Here is a 21,786-nt window from a genome sequence, read left to right on the forward strand (position 1 = left end):
GCCGCCCGCATTTGTCACGTCAGGCAAACCAGTTGTCGCGATCCGTGAGGAGGCACCAACTCGGGCCGGTGGGTGAGCAGCACGACGGTGCGGTCTCCTGCCGCGGCGAACAGGTCGGCGAGCAGTGCCCGGCCGGTCTCCTCGTCCAGGTGCTCGGTCGGCTCGTCCAGCACGAGTACGTCGCGGTCCGCGAGCAGCAGCCGAGCGAACGCCAGCCGCTGACGCTCACCACCGGACAGCCTCGCGCCGTGCTCACCGAGCATCGTGTCGAGGCCGTCCGGCAGCTTCTCGACGAACATCCCGAGTCGGGCCCGGTAGAGCGCCTTCCAGAGCTGCAGGTCGCTGACACCGGGTTTCGCGAGCAGCAGGTTCTCCCGGATGCTCGTGTCGAACACGTGGCTCTCCTGCGTCAGCAGACCGACGACGGACCGCACCTGATCGCCTTCGAGCCTGGCCAGGTCCACACCGTCCAGCAGCACCTCTCCCCCGCGCGGCTCGAGGAACCGCAGCAGTACGGCGGCCAGCGTGCTCTTGCCCGAGCCACTCGGGCCTGTGATCACCACACGACTCCCAGCGGGCATGTCCAGGCTGAGACCGTTCAGTACGTCGGTGTCGTCGTACCCGACGCGCAGCAGGTTCACCCGGAGGTCGCGCCCGGTCGGGAGCGGCAGCGGGTGCGCTGGCTCGGTGACGGGTTCTGGCGTGTCGACGAGTTCCTGGACTCTCGCGAGGGACGCCCGTACCCGGATGGCGAGTTGGGCTGCTGCGGGGACGCCGCCGAGGACGTCGGCCAGAGCGAGCGGCGTGAGGACCAGTACGGCGAAGACTGCGCCGGTGATGTTCGCCGTACTACCGAGGACCAATGCGGCCACGCTGGCACCGCCGATGCAGAGGACGAGAAGAGCGCTACCGAGGCCGGTGCTCCAGGCGGAGCGGCGTTCGGCGGCGGCCAGACGGGCGTCGTGGCGGCTGAAGTCGTCGAGCACCGAGTCGATCGCGTTGTACGCCACTACGTCGGCCGCGGTCAGCAGAGTCTCGGTGGTGGTGGCTGCGACGTCGCCCCGAGCTCCAGCGATGTTTCGCTCGGCCCGCTCGGCGGTCCGAGCAGTCAGCCACGGTACGACGGTGCACGCGACCAGCACCGCCAGCGCAACGGCTGCACCCGCTGCCGGCAGCAAGAGTGCGAGCAGCGCGACCGTAGCGGCAGCCGTCACCGCTGCGACCGCCACTGGCAGCAGGACCCGCAGCCAGAGGTCGAGGACCGCATCGACGTCCAGTACGAGCCGGGCGAGCAGATCACCCTTCCGCCGCGAGGTGAGCCCACCAGGCGCGATCTTCTCGAGGCGTCCGGTGATGCGAGCCCTCGTCTCCCCCAGAACCCGGTACGCCGCGTCGTGGCCGACCAGGCGTTCGACGTACCGGAAGACGCCGCGGCCGACACCGAAAGCGCGGACGGCCACGATCGGCACCATCAGGAGCAGTACGGGCGGCTGGGCTGACGCAGCGGTGATCAGCCAGGCCGACGTCGCGAGCAGTGCGACCGCCGAACCGGCGGCGGCAACACCAAGCACGAGAGCGAGTAGCAGTCGCCACCGCACACCGGGCTCCGGGCGGGCCAGTTGCCATCCCTTCATGCGTTCACCAGCTCTCGGGTTCCTACCGTGACGGTGCGGTCGGCGGCTTCGATCAGCGCGGGACGGTGGGCGACCATGAGGACCGTGCGGCCGCTGGCGCGCAGACCGGTGACCACTGCGGCCTCGGTGTCCGCGTCCAGGCCGGCCGTTGGCTCGTCGAGGAGGAGGACCGGGGCGTCGGTGATGAGCGCCCGGGCGAGCGCGACCCGCCGCTGCTGACCGCCGGACAGCAGCTGCCCCTGCTCCCCCACCGCCTTGTCCAGCTCCAGTTCGCCGGCGCCTGCAGTGAGAAGTGCCATGCGGATCTCGTCGTCCGACGCGTCCGGCCGACCCAGCCGCACGTTGTCGGCGACCGTCCCCGAACGCAGTCCGGGACGCTGCGGCACCCAAGCGAACTGCCGTCGCCACACCGCGGGATCGAACTCGTCAGCGGCGCTCCCACCGGCCACGACCACACCGCGCTCCGGCTGCACAAACCCAAGCAGCACAGCCAACGCCGTGGACTTCCCAGCTCCACTGGGGCCGGTCAGCGCCACCACCTCGCCCGGCCGCAATTCCAGATCGAACCCGTCCAACGCCGGCTTCCCACGCCCGGGATAGCTCACCGACACGTCGTACAACTGGAGCGGAGTCACCCGCAGGTCCGGTACGTCGGTCCGCTCGCCACGCTCCGGTAGCGGCGTCTCGAGCACGCGGAAGACCTCCTCGCTCGCCGCCACACCGTCTGCGCTCGCGTGGAACTGCTGTCCGACCTGTCGCAACGGCAGGTACGCCTCAGGCGCCAGGATCAGCACCATCAACGCCGTCTCGAGTCCTAGCTTGCCGTCGACCAATCGCAGACCAACGCCCACGGCAACCAACGCCACCGAGATGCTGGCCAGCAGCTCCAACGCGAACGACGACAGGAACGCCAGCCGCAGACTCCGCATCGACGCGGACCGGTGCTCATCGGTCACCCGGCGTACGGCGGACTGCTGAGCCTTGGCGCGACCGAACAGCTTCAGCGTGGTCAGTCCACCGACCACATCCGCGAAGTGGTGAGCCAGCACCGCCAGCGCGTGCTGACGCCGGCGGCTGCGGGCCTGTGTCGCCCAGCCGATCAACGCCATGAAGATCGGAATCAACGGGAGGGTGATCAGTACTGTCCCGGCTGCGATCAGGTCACCAGTGGCCATCCATCCGATCACTCCAGCGGGCACAGTGGAGGCGAGGACAAGCTGGGGCAGGTAACGAGCGAAATACGGGTCCAGATCGTCAAGACCCTTAGTTAGCAGGGTTGTGAGCGCACTGCTCCGTTCACCGCTCAGCCAGACCGGTCCGAGCTTCAAGGAGTGCTCCAGCACCTGTCGCCGCAGCGTGGACTTCACAGCGGCTGCAGCACGCTGAGCGACCACCTCCTGCGCCCACACGAGCAGTGCGCGTCCTGCGATCACCGCAGCCAGTCCCCAGGCCACTGCGGTCACGCTGGCGGATCGCAGTACCACTCCGGTGATGCCGTGAGCCAGGAGGACGGCCTGCGCGACGATCAGGGCTCCGCTGGCGACACCGATGAGTACCGATGCCGCCAGGAAGACACGTGCACCCTTGGCTCGCTTGACTAGCCGCGGGTCGAGCGGTTTCATGCGGCCGCGACCATGACGCGCTTGCGGAACACCCAGTACGTCCACCCCTGATACAGCAGGACCAGCGGGAAGAAGATCGCCGTGATGATCGTCATCACCTTCAAGGTGTACGCCGAGGACGCGGCCCCTGCCACGGTGAGGGTCGACCCTGGCTCCAGCGTCGACGGCATCACGTCCGGGAACAGTGCGACGAACAACGACACCACGGCCAGTCCGATCGCCAGCGTCGTACCGACGAAGGCCCAGCCCTCGCGGCGCAGCAGGTTCGCGACCAGTCCGCCGGCGAACGCCACGACCGCGAGGATCGTCAACACCAGCGAGACCGTGTCACCACGGATCGCCTGCGCCCAGGCCAGGAACGCGATCGTGAGTACCGCGGCGACGACACCGCTGCGGGTCGCTAGCCGATTCGCGCGCACTCGCAGGTCGTCCGTGGTGCGCAGCGCGAGGAAGATCGCGCCGTGGGTGATGAACACCGCGACGAACGTCAGCCCACCGAGCAACGCGAACGGGTTCAGCAGCGTGCCGAAGCCGCCGACGTACTCATGATCGGCGTCCAGCGGTACGCCGCGCACGATGTTGCCGAACGCAATACCCCAGAGCAGCGCCGGCAGCACCGAGCCGACGACGATCATCCAGTCCATCCGGTTGCGCCACGGCGCGTCGTCACGCTTGCCGCGGTACTCCAGCGCGACGCCGCGCACGATCAGGCCGACCAGGATTGCGAACAACGGCAGGTAGAACCCGCTGAACAACGTCGCGTACCACTCCGGGAACGCCGCGAACGTGGCGGCGCCCGCCATGATCAGCCACACCTCGTTGCCGTCCCAGACCGGGCCGATCGTGCTGATCGCGGCCCGGCGTTCGGGCTCGTTGCGGCCGAGCACGCGGAACAGCATCCCGACTCCGAAGTCGAAGCCCTCGAGCACGAAGTACCCGGTCCAGAGCGCCGCGATCGCGACGAACCACACACTCGTCAGTTCCATCTCGAGCCCCTCAGTACGCGTACGACAGCGGTTTGTCCGGCTGGTCCGGAGCGGTCTCGGGTGGCTCGTCCGTCCCGGCCAGACCGGCCCGGATGGTCCGCAGCAGCAGCTTCGTCTCGACCACCGCGAGGACGCCGTACAGCGCGGTGAAGCCGACCAGTGACGTGATCACCTCGCCGCTCGTCGTACCGGGTGAGACACCCGATGCCGTTGGCAACAGTCCGAAGACCAGCCAGGGTTGGCGTCCGGTCTCGGTGAAGATCCAGCCGAAGGTGTTCGCCGCGAGCGGCAGCAGCGGGAGCGGCGCGGCCAGCCAGATCAGCCAGCGCGCCGGCGCCCGGCCGCGGCGGGTCGTCCACAGCAGCCACAGCGCGATCGCCGCGGATGCCATCCCGACCCCGATCATCAGCCGGAAGGTCCAGTAGGTCAGCGGGATGTTCGGTTTGTACGACCCTGGGCCGTAGAGCTGCTCGTAGGCGTCCTGCAGCGAGTTGATGCCCTTGACCTCGCCGCCGAAATGCCCGGTGGCCAGGAACGACAGCAGGTAAGGCACCTTGATCGAGAAGATCTCCTTCGAGCCGTCCAGCGTGCCGATGGTGAAGGCCGAGAACGACGCCGGCTTCTCGGTCTCGTACAGCGCCTCGGCCGCGGCCATCTTCATCGGCTGCACCTCGGTCATCACCTTGCCCTGCAGGTCACCGCTGATCGCGACGCCGACGCTCGCGACCAGGACCACCGAGGCGCCGATCTTCAGCGCCGAGCGGAACACGTCCTTGTCGACCTTCGGCCGCCGGAGCAGGTGCCAGAGCGCGACGCCGGCCACGAACGCGCCACCGACCATGAACGCCGCGAAGATCGTGTGTGGATAGGTGACCAGCACGACCTTGTTGGTCAGCACCGCCCACAGGTCGGTCAGCTCGGCGCGGCCGCGCTCGGCGTTGTAGCGGAAACCGACCGGGTTCTGCATCCACGAGTTCGCCGCGAGGATGAAGTACGCCGACAGTTGCGTGCCGAGCACCACCATCCAGATGCAGCCCAGGTGCACAAGCTTCGGCAGCCGGTCCCAGCCGAAGATCCAGAGGCCGATGAAGGTCGACTCGAGGAAGAACGCGAGCAGCCCCTCGAGCGCCAGCGGGGCGCCGAACACGTCGCCGACGAAACGCGAGTAGTCGCTCCAGTTCATCCCGAACTGGAACTCCTGGACGAGTCCGGTGACCACGCCCATCGCGATGTTGATCAGGAACAGCTTCCCGTAGAACTTGGTCAGCCGGAGGTACTTCTCCTTCCCGGTCCGGTACCAGGCGGTCTGCAGGCCGGCGGTGATCGCAACCAGCGAGATCGTCACCGGGACGAAGAAGAAGTGGTACACGGTGGTGATCGCGAACTGCCAGCGCGCCAGGTCAAGGGTGTCCATCGGCAGGTCTCCAACCCATCTACGACGTATTGTAGTAGATGCTAGCGCGGATCTACTACGACGTGTAGTTATACTGGTCACGTGGCGAGTGAGGAGAAGGGACCGCGTCCGCTCGGGGACCTGGAGCGACTGGTGATGGAGCAGCTCTGGGCGGCCCCGGCAGCGCTGACCGTGCGCGAGGTGCACGAGCAGCTGAGCGGCACCCGCGAGCTCGCCTACACCACCGTGATGACCGTTCTGGACCGGCTGGCGAAGAAGAAGCTGACCGAGCGCGAGCGCGACGGCAAGGCCTGGCGCTACCGCGCCGCCGCGCCCCGCGAGGAACTCGCCGCCGACCTGATGCGCGACGCGCTCGATCGGGCCGGCGACCGGCGGGAGGCGCTGGTCCGGTTCGTCGGGCAGGTGTCCGACGAAGAGGCAGCGCTGCTGCGCGATGCTCTGTCCCGCTTGGACAACCCGGGGTGATCACCCCGGTCCTGCTGGCCGTCCTGGCGCTGGTGCTGACCGGCCCCGTGCCGGCCGTGCTGGCTCGTTCCCACTGGCCCTACCGGGTCCCGCGTGCGGCAGTCATCCTGTGGCAGGCGATCGCACTGGCCGCCGTACTGGCTGCACTGGGTGCTGGGATCTCGTTGTCGTACTCGATTGCCGGCCGGCCCGGTGAGCCCCGCTTCGACCCGTCGTCGCCACGTGATCTGCTGGCTGCCCTCATCCTCGCGATGACCGCACTCGTCGTTGTACGTCTGCTGTGGGCCGTTGGTCGAGTAGCTGTCGGTACGAGGGCACGGCGCAAACGGCACCGCGATCTGGTCGACGTCCTGGCCACTCCGGACGGGCTGATCCCCGGACTGCGGGTGCTGGCGGAGGAGACGCCACTGGCCTACTGTCTGCCCGCGTTGCGTGGCGCGCGGGTCGTTGTGTCGGTCGGTGCGCTGGATCGACTCGACGACAGCGAGCTGAAGGCCGTGCTCGCCCACGAACAGGCGCATCTGCGCGCGCGGCACGACCTGGTGCTGGAGGAGTTCACCGCACTGCACCACGCGTTCCCACGGTGGGTCCGCAGCGACGTGGCGCTGGAGCAGGCTCGCACACTCGTCGAGCTGCTCGCCGACGACGACGCCCGCCGTCGCAGCGGCCCGCGCCCCTTGGCCCACGCACTGGTCGCTCTGGCCGGCGCACCAGCTCCGGAAGCAGCCCTGGCCGCAGCAAAGTCCGCCACGGTACTGCGTGTCGAGCGCCTGGCCGGTCCGGCGACCAACGAGCGCCTGCTCTCGACACTGACGTACGCCGGTGCCGCGACGCTGCTGATCCTGCCCACCGTGACGATCGCAGCCCCGATCGTGCAGGCGATCGTGAACGCAGTCAGCTAAACGACCACGGTCAGCTGGTCGACTGGTGCGGTCAGCTGGTCGGTTGGTACCGCACCATGACGCCGGCGGTCCCCCACGGGCGCGCCTCGATCAGATCCAGGTTCACCGGTGACCCACCGGTCGGGAACGCGGCCTTCCCGTTCCCCAGCAGCACCGGACAGATCCGCAACTGGACCTCGTCGACCAGACCGGCCCGCAGCAACGACTGGAACAACGTGATGCTGCCCCACAGGATGATGTCCTTGCCGGTCTGCTCCGCCTTGAGCGCCCGCACCGCGTCGAGGTCCGGGATCACGATGCCCGGCTCGTAGTTGCCCCACGGTGCGCTCTGCAGCGTCGTCGACACGACGACCAGGCGCAGCGCGTTAAGCTTCGCGGCGATCGGCTCACCCGCCGACGCCTCGGTCGGCCAGAACCCCGCGAACAAGCGATACGTCTCGGCGCCCAGCAACATCGTGTCGATGCTGTCGAGCAGCTCGAGGTTGTCGTCGTCCGGCTGCATGCCGATCGAGTCGAAGAACTCCAGTCCCCCGTCCGGACCGGCGGCGTAGCCGTCGAGTGTCACGTACTCCTGGAAGATGAGTCGCCTCATCCCGCGAGGCTACCCGAAATGTTTCCCCTCACCGCGTGCCACGGCGAGCAGCACGAGACCCGACAGAACCAGCAGAACCACCATCGTGACGACGAATGTCAGCACTTCTCTCCCCGACTCCCCAACCCAACAACACAGTCCCTGACGTCCTCAGCGCGTCAGAAGTTCCCCGAATGCCTTCGCGATTTCGTCGACCTGCCAATCCAGCGTGGCCGGCGTCGCCACCACCTCGACCCACGACCACCCCGGTACGTCGGCCGGCTGCCACGGACCGCACAACGCCTCGCGGGTCCGCTCCATCCGCGCGACGGCCGCGTGCTCGATCGACTCCGCCGAGCGCGGTGCGTAGAGCCGGAACGAGTTGGTGTGCGGCGGCTCCGGGAAGACGCGAAAACCCTCGCCCTGCAAGGCTATCGCGACCTCCACGGCCCGCTGGCGCAGGTCGTCCATCAACGGCAGCACCGACCGCAGTCCGTCCCGCGCGGAGACGGCGTACGGGAACAGGGCGAAGAGGTTGCCACCGAGTCGGCGTTGCCACCGGCGTACCTCGGCGATGACGTCCTCGGGGCCGGCCAGTGCCGCACCGCTGACGCCGCCGAGCACCTTGTAGAACGAGACGTACACCGTCGACGCCAGCGCGGCGATCTCCGCCAGGCTGTGCTCGAGGTACGGCGCGCTCTCCCACAACCGTGCTCCGTCGAGGTGCAGCGGTACGCCGCGTTCGGCGCAGGACTCGGAGAACACGACCAGTTCGTCCCACGTCGGCAGCACAAAGCCGGCGTCGCGCAGCGGCAACTCGAGCGTCACCGCGGCGAGCTTCCCTGGAATGGCTGCCAGCTCGTCAGGTCGCGGCTGCCGCGGCTCGGAGGTCATCCGCTCGATGCGCAGGTGGTGCACTTCTTCGAGCGCATTCAGCTCGTGCACCAGCAGGTGGGACAGACCGTGCACTGCGACGCGGCTGGTTCCCGCGCGGTCGGCGTACACGCGCAGCACGCTTTGCTGCGCCATGATGCCGGTCGGCACGAACACCGCGGCCGGCTTGCCCAGCAGCTCGGCTACCTCCTGCTCCAGCGCAGCGACCTCACCACCGTTGCCGTACATGTCGCTCTGGTCGTCTGTGGCCGCCTCTGCGAGCATCCGCAACCGGTCCGGCACCGGCACTCGCCGGTTGGACAGCCAGCGCTCACAGCCGTCGGCCGCGTTCTTCCGTCGCTCCCGCAGGTCCTCGGAGGTAGTAGCCACAGCTCTATCCTCTCGTGTCCCGCAACCCGACTCAGATGGTGGCTGTCACCACGTGCCGTCCCTGCACCGTTCTGATCTCCACCGCATGCACCTGGTCGAGCGGAACCAGCACACCGCCGCCGAAAGTGCTCCCGTCCTTCGCTGCCTTCGCCGACACCAGCCAACTGCCCGCAACCCAGGTCTTACCGGCCTTGTCGGTGACGATCAACTGACATTGGTCTCCGGCCTTCAGGCCCTTCACCTGCACCTGGACCCAGCTCCAGCCGGTCCGCGGCTCGACGGTGGTCGCCATCGTCGTACCCGTCGCCGTGTCCACCGTGGTGACTTCCTTGTACCCGGCTGTCGGCTCCGCGGCCTGCGGTGCGGTCTGCCGACCTAGTACGACGCCACCGCCCAGCGCGCCCCCGACGACAACGAGCGCGGCGGCCACCAGCAACCAGCGGGAGCGCCGCCTGGTCGGAGTGTGCACCGGCGGATCAGTGTCGAGACCACGCGCCTCCCGCAGCGTGCGATGCAGGAGCAGATCACCGCCATCCGGCGGCCCGTCCAGGAACGCCTCCGGCGGGACCTCTGCGAGGAAGTCCTTCATCTCGGTCAGCTCAGTCAGCTCAGCCCGGCACTCCGCGCAGGTAGCCAGGTGCTCGTCGACCGCGGCGACCTCTGAAGGCTCCAGTGCGCCCAGTGCGTAGGCGCCCAGCTGTGTACGGTCGTGCTCACTCATGGGGACACCTCCGCCTCTTGTCCGGCCAACACCGCGCGCAAGGCTCGGAGGGCGTAGTACGAACGCGATTTCACGGTACCGGGCGGCACGCCCAGTTCCTTGGCAGCCTCGGCGACGGACCGCCCGCGGTAGTACAGCTGCACGAGTACTTCACGGTGCTCGGGCGACACCTTGTCCAGTGCGTCCATCACCACCATGGTGTTCACCACGGACTCGGAGTGGTCTCCCGCGACCGGTGGAGTGTCCGCCACGTCCGCCACCTCGGCCGGACGCACTGCACGGGCCCGGGCGCGGTCCGTGACGATATTGCGCGCCACAGTGAGCAGCCAGCCCCGCACTGAGCCTTTGCCTGTGGTCAGGTCGTCCGCGTGCTTCCACGCCCGAACAAGCGTTTCTTGTACGACGTCCTCGGCGGCCGCCCGGTCGCCCGTCAGGCGGGTCGCGTACGCCAGCAGACTGCGGCCGTGTTCGGCGTACAGCGTCCGGATCAGCGTTTCGGCATCGTGCGGCGCCGGGTTGTCACCCACCGTCCGCACGATACCGGGAGCAGCGGACGACGACACCCGAACAGCACTGCTCGAATCAGTAGCCGTTGCCATTGCCCGAGCTACTCGACTGCGTGGTGATCTTCGTGCCGTTCGGTGCGACGACCCACCAGAGGCCGAGGACCGCCTGGCCGTTGGCCTCGCCGGCGTTGCTGTCCTTGGCGAACCGGTACAGCGGCATGCCGTTGATGGCCAGCTGCTTGGAGCCGTCCGAGCGGGTGATCGTGGTGATCAGCGACGGCTCGATCCCGGTGAGCTGCGCCGTACCGTTGCCGGCCGGCACCGGGGGCCACTGCGCGAGGCAGTCGCCCGAGCAGTTCGACGTACCGTGGGTGTCCTTGTCGAACACGTACACGGTCCGTCCGTTGCCGTCGACAACGACCTTGCCGTAGGAACCGACGGTGGCGACGCCCAGTTTCGCGGTCCCTGCCGCCGGTTCACTGGCCGACGGACTGGCCGGTGCAGAATTGCCCGAGCCCGAGCTCGAGTAGCCGTTGCCGCCACCACAGGCGGTCAGGCCGGCCGCCCCGAGCACCGCCACGGCGAACACACTCGCCACACGCTTCATCACTACCTCCCGGGGATCACCGACCTACACCCCGCCATACGTACGGATCGACGGATCGGTTCAGACCGGGGCGCTATCGTCGCCGGCATGAGCCAAGAAATCCCCGCCGCAGTACAGCGCGCGCTCGACGCGATCGACGCCCAGGACAACGACGCCTTCGTGGCGGCGTTCGCCGCGGACGGCTACGTGGACGACTGGGGCCGGCAGTTCCGCGGCCACGACCGGATCCGCTCCTGGAGCGACAACGAGCTGATCGGCAAACACGCCACCTTCACCGGCACCGAGGTCAGCACCTCCGGCAACCCCCTGACGATCCTGACCCAGGTCGGTGGCGACGGCTACAACGGCCCGTCCCACTTCACCTTCGACGTCCAGGCCGACACCCTGGCCTCGATGACCATCACCGCCTGAGCCAGAACTACCTGAGCCCGCGGCTCACACAGCTCGAACCGTCAGCAGACCGTCGAGACCTTTGAAGTCGGCCGGATTCCTGGTGTACAACGGCAAATCCCGGCTGGAGGCGATGGCCGCGATCATCAGATCCATCCGACGCGGCTTCCGTTCGCGGCCCGCCGAGAGCACGAGCCCCACCAGACTGCCGTACCTGGCGGCAGCATCGCCGTCGAACGGCAGCGGCTCGAACTGAGCCACGGCAGCCCCGAGCACCTCCGCCCGCGCCGCGCGGGTGAACGGGTCCTTGGCCATCGCGACGCCCTGATGCAGCTCGGCCAGCGTGACCGCCGTCAGTTCGGGATAGTCCGGGAGCCCCTCGACCTCGAGGACCGGAAGGTCGATGTAGGTACAGGTGTCAAGGACCCCGACCGACCGTTCCGTGCTCACTCCCGATCCCACGGATCGTCGGCGCCCACTCTGTCCTCGGTGCCGAAGAACTCGTCCGAATCGGCCCGCAGCTGGGCCGCATCGACCCGAGGCAGCCGACGATGCCGAGCGACGAGCTCCGCAGCAGTCGGCCGCGGCCGACGGACCAGCGGGCGCAGCTCGGCGACCTCGGTGCCGTTCCGGGTGATGTGATACGTCTCGCCCGCTTCGACGGCATCCATCACCGCGGCAGAGTTGTTACGGAACTCGCGCTGCGTGATGACCTTCATGACACCAGCGTAGCGCGAGGAGACACACGGTGCTACGGCTAGACCGGTTCGGGTTCGCGGATGCGTTGGGAGATGACGGCGGAGACGCCGTCGCCGCGCATCGTGACGCCGTACAGGGCGTCGGCGACCTCCATCGTGCGCTTCTGGTGGGTGATCACCAGGAGCTGGCTGTTCTCGCGCAGTTCCTCGTAGATCTCCAGCAGCCGGCCGAGGTTGGTGTCGTCGAGTGCCGCCTCGACCTCGTCGAGGATGTAGAACGGCGACGGCCGGGCCTTGAACAGCGCGACCAGGAACGCGACCGCGACCAGCGAGCGCTCACCACCGGACAGCAGCGACAGCCGCTTGACCTTCTTGCCGGGCGGGCGGGCCTCGACGTCGATACCGGTGGCCAGCATGTCGTCCGGGTCGGTCAGCACCAGCCGGCCCTCACCACCCGGGAACAGCCGGCTGAAGACGTGCTCGAACGCGACCTCCACGTCCCGGTACGCCTCGGTGAAGACCTGCTCGACCCGCTCGTCGACCTCCTTGACGATGTCCATCAGGTCGCGGCGGGACTTCTTCAGGTCGTCGAGCTGCTCCGAGAGGAAGCGGTGCCGCTCCTCCATCGCCTCGAACTCCTCGAGCGCCAGCGGGTTGATCTTGCCCAGCTGGTTCAGCGCCCGCTCGGCCTGCTTGAGCCGCTTCTCGACCTTCGTCCGGTTGAACGGCTCACCCTCGAGCTCCAGCGTGTCGTCACCTGATGGCGTTGTCGGCAGCGGCGGCACCAGCTGGTCCGGTCCGTACTCCGTGACCAGCGCGTCGACCTCGATCCCGAGCTCGCCGAGCGCCTTCTCGTACAGCTGCTCGAGCCGCATCTTCTGCTCGGCCCGCGCCAGCGCGTCCCGGTGCACGGTGTTGGTGAGCTGCTCCAGCTCGGAGCTCAGGTTCCGGGTCGCGGACCGGGCCTGCGACAGCGCCTGCTCCCGGTCGGCCCGCTGCGCCTGGATCTCCGCCCGCTCGGTCGCCGCCAGCTTCAGCGAGGACTCCAGCCGCGCCAGCACGTGACCAGCAGCCAGATGTACGGCGTTCGCCGCTTCCGCCTGCCGCGCCCGCCGGGCCGCCCGCGCGATCGACCGCGCCCGCGCCTCGCGCTCCTGCCGGGCCGCGCGCTCCAGCGAGTCGGCACGACCGGACAGCGCCCGGGCCCGCTCCTCGGTGGTCCGCAGCGCCAGCCGCGCCTCCATCTCGGCCGCCCGACCTGCCTTGGCCTCCTCGGCCAGCCGGTCGCGTTGCGAGGTGTCCGGCTCGTCGCCGTCCTCGTCGAACGCCTCGGCGTCCATCAGCCGTTCTTCGAGCTCGGCCAGGCCGGACAGGTTCTTGTCCCGCTCCTCCTCGGCCGCCGCGATCGCCCCGGCCATCCGCTCGGCCTCACCACGCGACGCCTTCGCCAGCGACCCGAAGTGCGCCAGCTGCTCGGCGACGGCAGCCATCGCCGCGTCGGACTCGTGCAGCCGGGCCAGCGTGATCTCGACGGACTCCTTCTGCCGGGTCCGCTCGTCCTCGAGCCCCTGCAGCTCGAAGCGCAGCCGCTCGCTGCGCGCCGTCGCCTCGGTGAGCTTCTCCGCCGCCTCGTCGACCGCGGACTGCACCTCGATCAGGCTCGGTGCCGCATCCGACCCGCCGTACGCGAAATGCGCCCCGAGTACGTCGCCCGCGCGCGTCGTACACGTGACGTCGGGCAGGTTCCGCACCAGCGACCGCGCCGCGTCCACGTCGTCGACGACCGCGACCTTGCGCAACAGCCGCCGCAGAGCGGGACGCAGCGTCTCGGGGCAGTCCACGACGTCGACGGCGTACGACGCTCCGTAGGGCAAGGCCGGCCAGGCGGCATAGTCCTCGGCCGGCGCGTCGCCGAGCAGCATCCCGGCACGACCCAGGTCGTGCTGCTTGAGGTGATCGACGGCGTGCAACGCGGCGTCGGTGTGGGTGACGGCGACCGCGTCGGCGGCCTCGCCGAGCGCCGCGGCGATCGCGGTCTCGTAGCCGGAGCGGACGCTCAGCAGCGCCGCGACGGAACCCATCAGGCCGTTGATCTGCTCGGAGGCGGCCAGCAGGGCGCCGGCGCCGTCCTTGCGGTTCAGGCCGAGCTCAAGTGCTTCCTTGCGGGCGGCCAGACCGGTGCGCTCACGCTCCGCGTCCCGTTCCTCGGCGCGCAGCTTCTTCAGCCGCTCGTCCATCTCGTCGAGCACCGCCTGCGCGGCCTCGTACTGGTCGTCGAGCCCCTTCTCGCCGGCGTCCAGCCCGGCAACCTGGGTCTCCAGAGCGGTGAAATCGTGCTGGGCCTTGGCGGCCCGCTGCTCGGCCTCGCTCCGGTTGCTAGCGAGGCGGCCGATCTCGGATTCGGCGGCGGCCGCGCGGCTCTGCAGCGCGTTCACCTGGCCGGTCAGCCGGGCCAGGCCTTCGCGGCGGTCGGCCGCGGCCCGGATCAACGCGGAGATCCGGCGCTCCTCCTCGGCCTCCTGCGATTCCAGCTGCTGGCGGCGCTCGACCGACTCGGCGAGCAGCTCGGAGTGCGCCTCGACCTCGGCCTCGATCTGAGCCTCGGTCTCGCGGACCCGGGCGGCCTCCAGCTCGAGTTCCTCGGGGTCACGGCCCGGGCGCGGCTCCTCGGCCTCGTCGTTCAGCGAGCGAATCCGGTCCGCCGCGATCCGCGCCGTACCTTTGATCTTCTCGCCGAAGCCGGACAACTGGTACCAGGTGTCCTGCGCGGCCTGCAGCGCCGGGGCGTCCTCGCGGAGCGCGTCCTCCAGCTCGGCCTCCAGCTCGCGAGCCTCGCGCAGCTTCGCCTCGGTCTCGGTCCGGCGCTGCGTGAGCGCGGCCTCGTCCCGCAGCTCGGCCTCGAGCGCGGACTGCGCCTGGACGATGTCGTCGGCAAGCAACCGGGCCCGGCCGTCCCGGACCTCCGCCTGGATCGTCACCGCCCGGCGCGCCACCTCCGCCTGGCGCCCGAGCGGCTTCAGCTGGCGGCGGATCTCGGTGATCAGGTCCCCGAGCCGGTTCAGGTTGCCCTCGGTGGCCTCGAGCTTCCGGAGCGCCTTCTCCTTGCGCTTGCGGTGCTTCAGGACCCCGGCGGCCTCCTCGACGAACCCGCGGCGGCCTTCCGGCGTGGCGCGCAGGATCGAGTCCAGCTGGCCCTGGCCGACGATGACGTGCATCTCGCGGCCGATACCGGAGTCGCTGAGCAGTTCCTGGACGTCGAGCAGCCGGCAGCTCTGGCCGTTGATCTGGTAGTCGGACCCGCCGTTGCGGAACATCGTCCGGCTGATCGTCACCTCGGCGTACTCGATCGGCAGCGCGCCGTCGGTGTTGTCGATGGTGAGCACCACCTCGGCGCGGCCCAGCGGGGCGCGGCCGGAGGTACCGGCGAAGATGACGTCCTCCATCTTGCCGCCGCGCAGCGACTTGGCGCCCTGCTCACCCATCACCCAGGCCAGCGCGTCGACGACGTTGGACTTCCCGGAGCCGTTCGGGCCGACGATGCAGGTGATGCCTGGTTCGAAGTTCATCGTCGTCGCGGACGCGAACGACTTGAAGCCCCGGAGCGTCATGCTCTTCAGGTACAAGGCGAAGCTCTCCAACCCGTGAAAGGACAGACGATACCGAAGGAACCGTCATAGCTGTTCGTGACGCTGCCGCTACCCGGGGGAAGGTGTTCCGCTTCGCAGTCTACAAAGAGAATCGCGGGATCCAGCGGAGGCCGAGCCGTTCAGAAGTGGCCGGCGAAAGATCTGGGAGCACAACAGGGCTCGGAAAGTGGGCTCTGATACAAGGGCGGCGGAGGCCCGGACGGGGGCCACCGCCGTTCTGCAGCGTAGTGCCGGACGGTCGAGATGTGACTCGTTCGTGCGTCAGACCGAAGCGGGGGCGCGCAGAGCCTCGTCGACGGTGAGCAGCCGACCCTCATGGATCTGGGCCACCAGATGATCGTTCTCTGCCTGAAGCCGCATCACGTGCGCCTCCAGATCTGCGACACGCCGGTTGAGCAGACGAACCTGCTCGAGCATGCGCGGGTCAGTGCCTCCAAGATGCCCTAGAAGAGCCTTGGCCATTGTGCTGTCCTCCGGAAGGGTTCTGGCCGGTCGCGCTCCGCTTCCAGGTCACGAGGGAGCGCCGAAAAGTGTGTGCCGTCTTTCAGGGTGACACCGGCGTGGCCGACGGGTCAACCTGGGCCACATTAGTTAACAATACCTCGCTCACCAGCGGACATGCCGTGGAACGGGCTGACATTTCGGGCACCGGTACGACGAACGGTTCATGAACGGCTCGCGACGGATCGGGCGCCCGTCCCGCGGACACGGCGAACCTTCCTGGCCGTAGACGTTCAGACCGCGCTCGAAGTATCCGGACTCACCGTTCACATTGACGTACAGCGCGTCGAAGCTGGTGCCACCAACGGTCAGCGCCTCGGCCATCACCTCGTGCGCCGCGTCGAGAATCGCCTTGATTTGTTGGGGTTTCAGCGTTTCCGTCGCCCGGGCGTAGTGCAGCTTGGCCCGCCACAACGCCTCGTCGGCATAGATGTTACCGATCCCGCTGACCGCGGTCTGGTCGAGCAGCGCCCGCTTCAGGCCGGTCCGGCGGCGCCGGATCTTCGCGGCGGCCGCCACCGGGTCGAACAGAGGATCGAACGGGTCCCGGGCGATGTGGGCGATCTCGGCGGGCAGCTCCGCGCCACCCTCCGAGTACGACAGACCACCGAACATCCGCTGGTCCACAAAGCGGACCTCTCCGCGGTCGTCGGCGAACCGGAACCGGACCCGCAGGTGCGGCTCGTCCGGGGCGCCGACCGGCTGAACCCGGAACTGTCCGCTCATGCCGAGGTGTGTGAGCACCGCGTCACCGGAGGTTAGAGGCAGCCACAGGTACTTCCCGCGCCGCGCCGGCTCGGCGAACACCTGGCCCTTGAGCCGAGACACGAAATCCTCCGGCCCGGCGGCATGACGCCGTACCGGGCGGGGGTGCAGGACCTCGACGGTCTCGATGGTCCGGCCGGTGGTGAACTCGGCCAGACCCCGCCGGACGACCTCTACTTCAGGTAGCTCGGGCACTTCAGGCTTGCGAGGGGTCCACGCTGTCGGGATGCGCGGCGCGCAGGGCCTTCCAGGCGGTCTCCGCGGCCTGCTGCTCGGCTTCCTTCTTGCTCCGGCCGATGCCGTGACCGTACGTGTCGGCGCCGATCCGGACCCGCGCCTCGAACGTCTTCGCGTGGTCCGGCCCGGACTCCGCGATCACGTACTCCGGGACGCCGACGCCGAGCTGGGCGACCAGTTCCTGCAGCGAGGTCTTCCAGTCCAGGCCGGCCCCGAGCCGCGCCGACGACTCCATCAGGTCGTCGAACAGCCGGTGGACGACCCCGCCGGCGACCTCGAAGCCGCGGTCCAGGTAGACGGCACCGATCAGCGCCTCGACGCAGTCGGCGAGGATCGACGACTTGTCGCGGCCGCCGGTGGCCTCTTCGCCGCGGCCGAGCCGCAGGTACTTGCCGAGCTTGAGCTCGCGGGCGACACCCGCGAGCGCACGCATGTTGACCACCGCGGCCCGTAGCTTGGCCAGTCGGCCTTCGGACAGGTCCGGGTGGTTCCGGAACAGCGACTCCGTGACGATGACGCCGAGCACGGAGTCCCCGAGGAACTCCAGCCGCTCGTTCGTCGGCAGCCCACCGTTCTCGTACGCGTACGAACGGTGGGTGAAGGCGTGCTCCAGCAATTCGTCAGCCAGCGATACGCCGAGCCGCTCATTCAGCTCGGCGTAGAGCCCCGTTTCGTTGGCAGAGTTCACTGGGTTGGTGGCCGTTTAGCTCTCGACGACCTGGCGACGCTCGCCCTTGGCGCCGTACTGGCCGCAGTTCGGGCAAACGGTGTGCTGCAGGTGCTTCGCGCGGCAGGCGGGGTTCACGCAGGTGACCAGCGACGGGGCAGTGGTCTTCCACTGGGCCCGGCGGCTGCGGGTGTTGCTGCGCGACATCTTCCGCTTCGGAACGGCCACGGTTATGACTCCTTGCTTCGGCCGGGGGCTGGTGGACCCGGCCGGCTGGCTGACTCGGTTCGGTTGTTCAGTTGTCCTGCTGGTCGTTCTGGAGCAATCCGTCGAGGGCTGCCCAGCGGGGGTCGGTCCGATCCTGGTGTTGATGGCCGGGCTCGTCCGCCAGGCGCACCCCGCACTCGGGGCACAGACCCGGACAGTCGTCCGTACACAACGGCTGGAACGGTAGCGCGAGCACCACCTGGTCCCTCAGCACCGGCTCGAGGTCGATCAGATCGCCCTCCATCCGGCTGGCCTCGTCCGGCTCGGCGTCGCTCTCCGGATAGACGTACAGCTCCTGGACGTCAGCGAGGAACTCGTCCTCGATATCGACCAGGCACCGCGCGCACTCCCCGACCAGACGGCCGCGGGCCGTTCCGGTGACGAGCACCCCTTCGACCACCGATTCCAGCCGTAGATCGAACTGGATCGGATCGCCTTCGGGGACGCCGATCACGTCGATTCCGAGATCCACCGGCGCCGGGCCTGAGAAGGTGACTTCGCGTTGGGACCCTGCGCGGCGGGTCAGCTCGTGGGTGTCGATCACGAGTGGGGACCGCGGGTCCAAGACGCTCAGAGCAAACCTTTCAGGCGTGGGCAGGCAAGAACTCGGTCTCGTCGAGACCGATGAACAACATTACCAACTCTGCGGCGTAGCACCCAATTCGGGGGGACACTAGAGCTTGTCCAGTAACCGCGAGTGAACGGGCGGCGTCACGAACGTACTGACGTCGCCGCCGAGCCGGGCGATCTCCTTCACCCAGCTCGAGGAGATGAACGCGTGCTCCGGCGCGGTCGGCAGGAACACCGTGTCGACGCCGGTCATCCGCCGGTTCAGCTGCGCCATCTGCAGCTCGTAGTCGTAGTCGGCCGCGGAGCGCAGCCCCTTCACGATCACCCCGGCGCCCTCGGCGCGGCAGTAGTCGACGACCAGGCCCTCGAAGCTGCCGACCCGGACGTTCGGGAACGGCGCGACCAGCTCGGTGAGCATCTCGAGGCGCTCCTCCGGCCCGAACAGCCGGTTCTTCGACTGGTTCACCCCGGTCGCGACGATCAGCTCGTCGAAGGCGGCGGCCGCCCTGGTGACGATGTCGAGATGCCCGACAGTGGGTGGATCGAAGGTGCCTGGAAAGACCGCCTTAGCCATGGCGGTGACCGTACCAAAGGCGCGCCTCGCCGTACTTGCGATCTCGCAGCGCGGCGAACCCTTCCGGCCACTCCCACGGCTCCCGCTTGCCGCGCTCGACGACCACCACGGCGTCGTCGGCCAGCCAACCGCTCGCCGCCAGATCCACCAGGATCTCCTGCAACTCGACCGTCTCCAGCTTGTACGGCGGGTCCGCGAACACCAGGTCGAACACCGCCGGAGTGTCACTCGCTGTAACCTTCTCAACCGGTCGCGTCAGCAACTTGGCCCCCGGCAGCCCGACTACCTTGATGTTCGCCGCGATCACCTCCGCGGCCTTCCGGTCCGACTCGACGAGCACGGCCTGCGCGGCGCCTCGCGACAGCGCCTCCAACCCGATCGCTCCCGAGCCGGCGTACAGATCGAGCACCGCCAGCCCGTGGAAGCTCCCGAACTCGGACTCCAGCGAGGAGAACAACGCCTCCCGCACCCGATCAGCCGTCGGCCGCGTCCCACTCCCCGCCGGTACGTCGATCCGCCGGCCTCCCGCCGCTCCCCCGACAATCCGCGTCACGTCTTCTCCAGATACTCGGTGGTCTCGGATTCCAGGGCGTTTCGGACAGTCGCTCGCAGCGCCGGGTACTCCGCCAGGTCCGCGTCCACCGAGACGATCGAGTTCGCCACGTGGCGCGCCGCGAAGATGATGTCCTCGTCGCGCAGCACGCTCAGCAACTTCAGGCTCGTACGCCGCCCGGACTGCGCCACGCCGAGGACATCGCCCTCACGCCGCGTCTCCAGGTCGATCCGGGACAGTTCGAACCCGTCCGTGGTCGAGGCGACCGCCTCCAACCGCCCGTACGACTTCGATCCCGCCCACAGATCCGTGACGAGCAGGCACAGTCCCGGCACCTTGCCCCGCCCGACCCGGCCACGCAACTGGTGCAGCTGCGAGATCCCGAACCGGTCGGCGTCCATGATCACCATCGTCGAGGCGTTCGGTACGTCGACCCCGACCTCGATCACCGTGGTCGCGATCAGGACGTCGACCTCCCCGGCCGCGAACCGGGACATCACCGCGTCCTTCTCCTCGGCCGGCAGCCGCCCGTGCAGGATCTCCACCCGCAGGTCGTGCAGGATCTCGCCGAGCGCCTCGGCGACCTGGATCACCGAGATCGGCGGCCGGGCCTGTTTCTTCCCGCCTTCGTCGGTGTCGAGGAGCTCGCCTTCCTCGTCGGTGGCGTTCTTGACGTCGTCACCGATCCGCGGGCACACGACGTACACCTGGTGGCCCTTGCCGACCTCCTCGCGGACCCGGGTCCAGGCTCGTTGCAGCCAGTCCGGCTTCTCCTTCGCCGGGACCACCGACGACTGGATCGGCGACCGGCCGGCCGGCAGTTGGGTGAGCGTCGAGACCGCGAGGTCGCCGAACACCGTCATCGCCACGGTCCGCGGGATCGGCGTCGCGGTCATCACCAGCACGTGCGGGGTGTTCTCGCCGGACTTCGCGCTCAACGCGGCCCGCTGCTCGACACCGAACCGGTGCTGCTCGTCGACCACCACCAGCCCGAGATCCGCGAACTGCACCTTGTCCTCGAGCAGCGCGTGCGTCCCGACGACGATCCCCGCGGCGCCACTCGCGGCGTCGAGCATCGCCGTACGGCGGCCTGCCGCGTTCAGCGAGCCGGTCAGCAGACCGATCTTGGTGGCATGTTCCGCGCCGCCGAGCATGCCCTGCTCGGCCAGGTCACCGAGCATCTTGGTGAGCGTCTTGTGGTGCTGCACGGCGAGCACCTCGGTCGGCGCGAGCAGCGCGGCCTGGCCACCGTTGTCGACCACGGACAGCATCGCCCGCAGCGCGACCACGGTCTTGCCGGAGCCGACCTCGCCCTGCAGCAACCGGTGCATCGGATGCGGACGCGCGAGATCAGCGAAGATCTCCTCCCCCACCTCGGCCTGCCCCTCGGTGAGCTCGAACGGCAGCCGCTCGTCGAACTCGTCCAGCAGACCGCCCTGCACCCGCGGCCGCGGTACGGCGTTCAGCGCGTCGGTCACCGCGCGACGCTGGGCGAGGATCGTCTGCATCACCAGCGCCTCCTCGAACCGGAACCGCTGCTGCGCGTCGTGGATGTCCTTCTCGGTGTCCGGCAGGTGCACCTTGCGGAGCGCGTCCGGGAGCGCGAGCAGCTTCTCGTTGCGCAGGATCAGGTCCGGGATCGGGTCGTCGAGGCGGTCGTCGAGGCTGTCCAGGACGATCTTGACCGACCGCTCGATCGTTGCGGTCGGCAACTTCGCGGTGGCCGGGTAGAGCGGGCGGAACGGCCGTGCCCGGCGTTCGATCTCGGCCTCGCTCAGATCCTCCTCGTCGAGGATCTCGGTGCCGGGCCCCTTCAGCTGCATGATGTCGCGGAACATCGTCACCTCGCCCCAGAACAGGGCCGCGGTGCCGGGCGTCAGCTTCGTCGCCAGCCAGGGCTGGTTGAAGAACGCGAGCTCCAGGTCCCGGCGGCCGTCGGTGACCACCACCTTGGTCAGCGTCCGCCGCCGCGACCACTTCTGGACGTCGGTCAGCGGGATCTCGGCCTTGGTGTCCAGCGACCGCACGGAGACCTTCTTGACCCGCCCGTTGACGGTCGCCTGGTCACCGACCTCGAGCTCGTCGAACGGGGTCAGCTCGCCCTTCTTCAGGTACCGCCGCGGGTAGTGCCGCAGCAGCTCGCCGACGGTCTCGATGGCGAGCACGTCCGCGAAGGTCTTGGCCGTCTTCGCGCCGAGGAAGTCGCGGAGCTTACGGTCCATGTCG

General features: G+C 68.8%; 23 protein-coding genes. 3 read left to right on the top strand and 20 right to left on the bottom strand.

All coding sequences use genetic code 11. The features are described from left to right. Positions 1-14: 14 nt before the first annotated feature. From cydC to AC0662_RS33605, 4 genes are read right to left on the bottom strand one after another with little or no spacing between them, the layout of a single operon-like run. Positions 15-1,634 (bottom strand): thiol reductant ABC exporter subunit CydC, encoded by a 1,620-nt coding sequence (cydC, locus tag AC0662_RS33590; RefSeq protein WP_478305702.1) that lies wholly within the window; start codon positions 1,632-1,634, stop codon positions 15-17. After that, positions 1,631-3,256, bottom strand: coding sequence for a thiol reductant ABC exporter subunit CydD (gene cydD / locus AC0662_RS33595; RefSeq protein WP_478305704.1), 1,626 nt, complete (start codon positions 3,254-3,256; stop codon positions 1,631-1,633). The genes cydC and cydD overlap by 4 nt, the downstream gene beginning before the upstream one ends. Beyond that, a complete protein-coding gene (gene cydB, locus AC0662_RS33600; RefSeq protein ID WP_478305706.1) occupies positions 3,253-4,242 on the bottom strand; it encodes a cytochrome d ubiquinol oxidase subunit II in 990 nt (329 codons plus the stop codon). The genes cydD and cydB overlap by 4 nt, the downstream gene beginning before the upstream one ends. A gap of 10 nt (positions 4,243-4,252) precedes the next feature. Beyond that, entirely contained in the window at positions 4,253-5,656 is a 1,404-nt protein-coding gene (locus AC0662_RS33605) for a cytochrome ubiquinol oxidase subunit I (protein ID WP_452204495.1), read from the bottom strand. Positions 5,657-5,737: 81 nt separating this feature from the next. Here AC0662_RS33605 and AC0662_RS33610 point away from each other — a divergent pair, with 81 nt between their 5' ends. Together AC0662_RS33610 and AC0662_RS33615 are read left to right on the top strand one after the other, a co-directional pair. After that, positions 5,738-6,121 (top strand): BlaI/MecI/CopY family transcriptional regulator, encoded by a 384-nt coding sequence (locus AC0662_RS33610; protein WP_452204496.1) that lies wholly within the window; start codon positions 5,738-5,740, stop codon positions 6,119-6,121. Beyond that, positions 6,118-7,023: a M56 family metallopeptidase gene (locus AC0662_RS33615; RefSeq protein WP_478305709.1), complete on the top strand. Its 906-nt coding sequence runs from the start codon at positions 6,118-6,120 to the stop codon at positions 7,021-7,023. Before AC0662_RS33610 ends, AC0662_RS33615 begins: the two co-directional genes overlap by 4 nt. 31 nt (positions 7,024-7,054) lie before the next feature. Here the strand turns inward: AC0662_RS33615 and AC0662_RS33620 are convergent, their stop codons facing one another. The 5 genes from AC0662_RS33620 to AC0662_RS33640 all read right to left on the bottom strand — a co-directional run bounded on the left by AC0662_RS33620 (position 7,055) and on the right by AC0662_RS33640 (position 10,691). Further along, on the bottom strand, positions 7,055-7,615 hold the full coding sequence (locus AC0662_RS33620) for a dihydrofolate reductase family protein (RefSeq protein ID WP_452204498.1): 561 nt from the start codon (positions 7,613-7,615) through the stop codon (positions 7,055-7,057). A gap of 150 nt (positions 7,616-7,765) precedes the next feature. Beyond that, positions 7,766-8,857: a threonine aldolase family protein gene (locus tag AC0662_RS33625; RefSeq protein WP_452204499.1), complete on the bottom strand. Its 1,092-nt coding sequence runs from the start codon at positions 8,855-8,857 to the stop codon at positions 7,766-7,768. Between the two features lie 31 nt (positions 8,858-8,888). Further along, positions 8,889-9,578 carry an anti-sigma factor family protein gene (locus AC0662_RS33630; RefSeq protein ID WP_478305712.1) on the bottom strand — a complete coding sequence of 230 codons (690 nt, stop codon included), beginning with the start codon at positions 9,576-9,578 and terminating at the stop codon, positions 8,889-8,891. Continuing rightward, positions 9,575-10,105: a sigma-70 family RNA polymerase sigma factor gene (locus AC0662_RS33635; RefSeq protein ID WP_452204501.1), complete on the bottom strand. Its 531-nt coding sequence runs from the start codon at positions 10,103-10,105 to the stop codon at positions 9,575-9,577. Before AC0662_RS33635 ends, AC0662_RS33630 begins: the two co-directional genes overlap by 4 nt. 55 nt (positions 10,106-10,160) lie before the next feature. Next, positions 10,161-10,691 (bottom strand): COG4315 family predicted lipoprotein, encoded by a 531-nt coding sequence (locus tag AC0662_RS33640; RefSeq protein WP_452204502.1) that lies wholly within the window; start codon positions 10,689-10,691, stop codon positions 10,161-10,163. An 87-nt stretch (positions 10,692-10,778) separates the two neighbouring features. Here AC0662_RS33640 and AC0662_RS33645 point away from each other — a divergent pair, with 87 nt between their 5' ends. Further along, a complete protein-coding gene (locus AC0662_RS33645) occupies positions 10,779-11,102 on the top strand; it encodes a nuclear transport factor 2 family protein (protein WP_452204503.1) in 324 nt (107 codons plus the stop codon). A 24-nt stretch (positions 11,103-11,126) separates the two neighbouring features. On the opposite strand, the gene AC0662_RS33650 is transcribed toward AC0662_RS33645, so the two are convergent. From AC0662_RS33650 to recG, 11 genes are all read right to left on the bottom strand, one after another. Next, positions 11,127-11,531, bottom strand: coding sequence for a VapC toxin family PIN domain ribonuclease (locus tag AC0662_RS33650; RefSeq protein WP_478305715.1), 405 nt, complete (start codon positions 11,529-11,531; stop codon positions 11,127-11,129). Beyond that, complete coding sequence (locus AC0662_RS33655) at positions 11,528-11,800, bottom strand: type II toxin-antitoxin system Phd/YefM family antitoxin (RefSeq protein WP_452204505.1); 273 nt, start codon at positions 11,798-11,800, stop codon at positions 11,528-11,530. Before AC0662_RS33655 ends, AC0662_RS33650 begins: the two co-directional genes overlap by 4 nt. Positions 11,801-11,838: 38 nt before the next feature. Beyond that, complete coding sequence (gene smc / locus AC0662_RS33660) at positions 11,839-15,387, bottom strand: chromosome segregation protein SMC (RefSeq protein WP_452204506.1); 3,549 nt, start codon at positions 15,385-15,387, stop codon at positions 11,839-11,841. Between the two features lie 300 nt (positions 15,388-15,687). Then, complete coding sequence (locus tag AC0662_RS33665) at positions 15,688-15,888, bottom strand: hypothetical protein (RefSeq protein ID WP_130449173.1); 201 nt, start codon at positions 15,886-15,888, stop codon at positions 15,688-15,690. A gap of 144 nt (positions 15,889-16,032) precedes the next feature. Further along, positions 16,033-16,887, bottom strand: a complete 855-nt coding sequence (gene mutM, locus AC0662_RS33670; RefSeq protein WP_478305718.1) for a bifunctional DNA-formamidopyrimidine glycosylase/DNA-(apurinic or apyrimidinic site) lyase — start codon at positions 16,885-16,887, stop codon at positions 16,033-16,035. Position 16,888: 1 nt separating this feature from the next. Continuing rightward, on the bottom strand, positions 16,889-17,617 hold the full coding sequence (gene rnc, locus AC0662_RS33675; protein ID WP_452204508.1) for a ribonuclease III: 729 nt from the start codon (positions 17,615-17,617) through the stop codon (positions 16,889-16,891). 15 nt (positions 17,618-17,632) lie between these two features. Beyond that, positions 17,633-17,824: a 50S ribosomal protein L32 gene (gene rpmF, locus AC0662_RS33680; protein ID WP_130387616.1), complete on the bottom strand. Its 192-nt coding sequence runs from the start codon at positions 17,822-17,824 to the stop codon at positions 17,633-17,635. A gap of 67 nt (positions 17,825-17,891) precedes the next feature. Next, positions 17,892-18,407, bottom strand: coding sequence for a YceD family protein (locus tag AC0662_RS33685; protein WP_452204509.1), 516 nt, complete (start codon positions 18,405-18,407; stop codon positions 17,892-17,894). Positions 18,408-18,536: 129 nt separating this feature from the next. Continuing rightward, positions 18,537-19,007: a pantetheine-phosphate adenylyltransferase gene (gene coaD, locus AC0662_RS33690; RefSeq protein WP_452204510.1), complete on the bottom strand. Its 471-nt coding sequence runs from the start codon at positions 19,005-19,007 to the stop codon at positions 18,537-18,539. Beyond that, positions 19,000-19,560, bottom strand: coding sequence for a 16S rRNA (guanine(966)-N(2))-methyltransferase RsmD (gene rsmD / locus AC0662_RS33695; protein WP_478305722.1), 561 nt, complete (start codon positions 19,558-19,560; stop codon positions 19,000-19,002). Before rsmD ends, coaD begins: the two co-directional genes overlap by 8 nt. Next, the gene (recG, locus tag AC0662_RS33700; RefSeq protein WP_478305724.1) at positions 19,557-21,782 is read right to left on the bottom strand and encodes an ATP-dependent DNA helicase RecG; all 2,226 of its coding nucleotides are present in this window, start codon (positions 21,780-21,782) and stop codon (positions 19,557-19,559) included. The genes rsmD and recG overlap by 4 nt, the downstream gene beginning before the upstream one ends. Positions 21,783-21,786: the final 4 nt, after the last annotated feature.

This window comes from Kribbella sp. NPDC043289 (genome assembly GCF_056436705.1).

Bases quoted from the DNA above. Each gene is read 5' to 3' on its own strand.
- AC0662_RS33605 (WP_452204495.1), bottom strand. From the start codon at position 5,656: ATGGACACCCTTGACCTGGCGCGCTGGCAGTTCGCGATCACCACCGTG.
- AC0662_RS33620 (WP_452204498.1), bottom strand. From the start codon at position 7,615: ATGAGGCGACTCATCTTCCAGGAGTACGTGACACTCGACGGCTACGCC.
- AC0662_RS33665 (WP_130449173.1), bottom strand. From the start codon at position 15,888: ATGGCCAAGGCTCTTCTAGGGCATCTTGGAGGCACTGACCCGCGCATG.
- cydB (WP_478305706.1), bottom strand. From the start codon at position 4,242: ATGGAACTGACGAGTGTGTGGTTCGTCGCGATCGCGGCGCTCTGGACC.
- AC0662_RS33645 (WP_452204503.1), top strand. From the start codon at position 10,779: ATGAGCCAAGAAATCCCCGCCGCAGTACAGCGCGCGCTCGACGCGATC.
- recG (WP_478305724.1), bottom strand. From the start codon at position 21,782: ATGGACCGTAAGCTCCGCGACTTCCTCGGCGCGAAGACGGCCAAGACC.
- AC0662_RS33655 (WP_452204505.1), bottom strand. From the start codon at position 11,800: ATGAAGGTCATCACGCAGCGCGAGTTCCGTAACAACTCTGCCGCGGTG.
- AC0662_RS33640 (WP_452204502.1), bottom strand. From the start codon at position 10,691: ATGAAGCGTGTGGCGAGTGTGTTCGCCGTGGCGGTGCTCGGGGCGGCC.
- smc (WP_452204506.1), bottom strand. From the start codon at position 15,387: ATGACGCTCCGGGGCTTCAAGTCGTTCGCGTCCGCGACGACGATGAAC.
- cydC (WP_478305702.1), bottom strand. From the start codon at position 1,634: ATGAAGGGATGGCAACTGGCCCGCCCGGAGCCCGGTGTGCGGTGGCGA.
- cydD (WP_478305704.1), bottom strand. From the start codon at position 3,256: ATGAAACCGCTCGACCCGCGGCTAGTCAAGCGAGCCAAGGGTGCACGT.
- AC0662_RS33630 (WP_478305712.1), bottom strand. From the start codon at position 9,578: ATGAGTGAGCACGACCGTACACAGCTGGGCGCCTACGCACTGGGCGCA.
- coaD (WP_452204510.1), bottom strand. From the start codon at position 19,007: ATGGCTAAGGCGGTCTTTCCAGGCACCTTCGATCCACCCACTGTCGGG.